The sequence below is a fragment of the Yersinia sp. 1252 StPb PI genome (assembly GCF_048593885.1).
In the GTDB taxonomy this organism is placed as follows: domain Bacteria; phylum Pseudomonadota; class Gammaproteobacteria; order Enterobacterales; family Enterobacteriaceae; genus Yersinia; species Yersinia enterocolitica_E.
The window spans coordinates 1-3,711 of the sequence record NZ_JAZGQE010000282.1 but is presented as its reverse complement, the minus strand read 5'-3'; the positions used below and the strand labels follow the sequence as shown (position 1 = coordinate 3,711).

Here is a 3,711-nt window from a genome sequence, read left to right as displayed (position 1 = left end):
ATTAATTTAGCATCGTACAATACAGACAACTCAGCTTAATAAGCTGCCAACAAAATAAATTCAAAATATAAAACCAAAAGAATCAACTACAGCCACCACTGTCATTGATATTTTTCAGTACAGCTTTAACCATAAAAAACGGCACATACCTGATGATATGTGCCGCGGATGGCTTATAACGACTGGTTTCAGTTAGAAATTATATTTAACCCCTAACGTGATACTGCTGTCGCTGTAGCCATTATTACCCACTTGCTGGCCCACATTACCCCACAGATTCAGCTTGTTATTGATCTGGCCTTCGACACCCAATTTCAACTCAGCAATATTGGCTGCCCCCGCTTGCTTCACGGTTATACCATCGAGTGTGGTGCCAAAATCTTTGGTGTTATGGACCCAATTAGCCTCAACATATGGCTTAAATGCCGGAACGTTGGCTTTTTCAGCGGTCGGTATTGGGCTGATAAAGGCCTTCACACCCAAGCGGGTTTGAATGTTGTTATTCCCCTCGCCGGAGACTACTGTGCCATTGGTTTCTGTATGAGAATCTGCTTTCACCCCCATCCACACCACTTGAGCTTTTGGCTGAATAAAGTAATTTTGGTTAACGCTCTGGCCCACTTTGAAGGCATAGCCACTCTCGACCGCAGCAGTGAACCCTTTCGAGTCATATTTCTCGGTGGTGAGATCTTGTCCATCAACCTGATTGTTAAACCAACTGTATTGCAGCCAGGTGTCAACATAAGCACCGGTATTATCCTGACTATCAGCAAACCATGTGCCATATACCCCCACACTGTAGCCATCTACCGAACCGTTGGACCGATAACCGGTTTCCTGTGCCACAGAAGAGCTGCTGCTATTGGCATAACCCGCCATAACCCCGACGCGCCACAGATCTTGTGTGTTGCGGCTCCATTGCGCCACATCACCCCCCAACTGCATCACATATCGGTTATCTTGCGTTTTCAATTCGCCACTGTCATCACGGGAACGGTTATGGCTACCTTCATTGCGTAACCACAGGCTGGTCGTTTTCTCTTCACCCGTAAAGACATCGGTATACACTGTTTCACCGGAGCGATCAGCTAAACTGGTAACAAACATTGAGTTGGCCGCAGCCAGGTTCGCGGTATAGCTTGCCGGTTCAGGGCGGCGCTCATCTGCTTGAGTGCGCAAATACCAGTCACCATCGGTCGGCGAGCTAACACCACCTTGATACAAGAAGTACTCATAGGCACCCGCCACAGCACGGCCATTCAGGGTAAACTGCCCGGCAGAATCGCCGCCGACATCAATGATTTTGATGCCCTCAGAGGTCCGCGCACCATTACCACCAATATTGTTCACGGTGACAAAACTTTGCCCTGCGGTATTGCCAGTAATCAACAGCCGATCGGTTACTGATGAATCACCGGCCAGAATAGTATTGAAGACCACAGTGCCGTTATCGCCGGTATAATTACCATCAATAATGAAGGTCCCGAAATCGCCGCCGGTTAAGGCATTTGGCATAATCAGGTTGCCACGATTTTCCACATTCCCTGTCACCTGGCCGTATCCACCTAATGAGCCGGTGTTAGTAATCAACACGTCACTGACCAGATTGACGACATTGGATGCCAGTGTGGCCACCAATGTACGGGCCAATGGTGACTCATTCACTGTCAGGGTCGAGGTGGCTGTTGAACTGCCCAGTTGCAGCAAACCGTTTTCAATCGTCGTCAAACTGGCACTGACTGTACCGCTATCAATTTTTACCGTGCCGCTGCCACGTTTAACCAATGTACCGCTACCGCTGATCGCGTTGGATAAATTCCAGACTGACGCCGTATCCAAGATTAGCTCACCGTTATTTGCAACACTGCTGCTCCCCAGATTGCCTGCATTATTGGCGGTCAACACCGTCCCTGCGTCAGTGGTAAATAAGCCCGAATAGCCACTATTGTCTGCGGCCAGTTGGACATTGGCACTGTTGGAAAGTTGGACGTTGCCGCTACCCGCCAACGCGTTCAGCAGCACCCCGCTGGTATTATCCAGATTAAGCAGGCCGTTATTGTTAATCGCTCCCGAGCCTAGCCCTTGGACCTGATACAGATGTGCTGTCGCGCCACTGGCAATGTCAGTGCTGCCAGTAAAGCCACTATTAGCTTGAGTGATACTCAGTAAACCTCCGGCCAGATCCAGCTCACCAACGCCCGTCAATACGCCATCAACCTGCCCGCCATTAGTGACGGTTAACTTGCCGCTATTGAAGTCCAATGTACTGCCGGTTTCAGTGGCTAACTGACCCACCGTCTGCTGAGTCCCGTTGAGATCAACATTCGTCGCCGTGCTCATCGCCAACAGAGAAGTTTGCCCCAGTACTGAATCCGCAGCCAGACGGACATTGCCTGCACGCACCCATGTCGCGCCGGTATAGCTGTTGGTCGAATTCGATAACGATGCAATGCTGCCGTCATTAGCGGAAACAAAGGCCAGGTCGCCACTGCCCGTCACCTGAGCGGAGAGATCATTAGCCTGCGTACCATTGTTTGCCAAGGTTGCCGTTAATATCAGTGCGTCATTACCTGTGCTCTGCAATTCCAACGCCTTCAGCCCATAATTGACGTACAACCCATCAAAACCGGTCCCGGTGGTCATGCCGTAATTAAACGAACCCAGTGCCGCCGGTGAGAGTGCACCAGGGTTAGAAATAGACTGATAAACGGTCGCACTTAACGGGTCACCAAGTGCATCAGATAACGTCAGCTCATGCCCGGTTCCGGTCGCCGCGCCGGAGGCCAAGGTCACAATGATCTCCCCTTCATCCAGTTGCATCACCGACAAACCGCCAAGATCTGGTGTGACATTCGCCGGTAAATTAACCCGAACCTCACCGCCACCGGTGGTATCGATATTATTCGCCGTGAGGGTTCCTAAGGAGCTGATGATACCTGAGTTATCCACCAGATTATTAAACAGCAACGTACCGCCATTGAGCGCCAGCCCACCGATATTCTGTACACCGTCTGCCACCGAGGCCAGACTGCCGCTGGATAATTTCAGTGTGGAATTCGTCAAGGCTGTCGTATTCAAACCATCGATATTGAAAATGGTATTTTGCAAATTCACAATGCCGCTGAATGCGCCGCCCACTGAAGAGCCGAAATCAAATGCCGTGCTGGCATCATTCTTCGCCACATTCAGCGTGCCAGTGCCGGTCAGTGCATGGTCAAACAGCGCGATATCAGCCAGATTCAAGGTGGCATCCGTGATATCCACCGTGACTGCATTGTCGACACTGTTGGTGTTATTCAGGGTCACATCACTGCTGTCGGTGACCTGCAAGATACCGCTGCCGGTGACCGTATTGCCAAAGATGCCGTTAAAGCCACTCAGCGCCAGAATATCCTGTGCGCCCGCCAGGGCCACAGAGGAAGCGGCCCCCAGATTATTGGTTGAGGCCACCGTCAATTTGCTGCTGTCCGCCAGCGCATACTGACCGAGGAAGCCACTGTTATTGCCGGTCAGCGACACATTCGCACCATTGTTGATATCAACAGTCGAATCCGTCACGCCGCTGAGAGCATTGGCAACCGCGCCGCTAAGACCGTTCAGCACCAGATGCGAAGTGGCGGTATCCAGATTCACAGTAGCCGTCGAGGCTCCCAGATTACTGGCCTGCGTTACCGTTAATGCCCCTGTGGCACCGATATGGTGTGCGCCGCT

1 protein-coding gene is annotated in these 3,711 nt (G+C 51.3%); it reads right to left on the bottom strand.

Translation table 11 applies throughout. The features are described from left to right. Positions 1-192 precede the first annotated feature (192 nt). The coding region (locus V2A85_RS22565) for an autotransporter outer membrane beta-barrel domain-containing protein (protein WP_420072424.1) at positions 193-3,711 on the bottom strand (3,519 nt) is incomplete at its 5' end.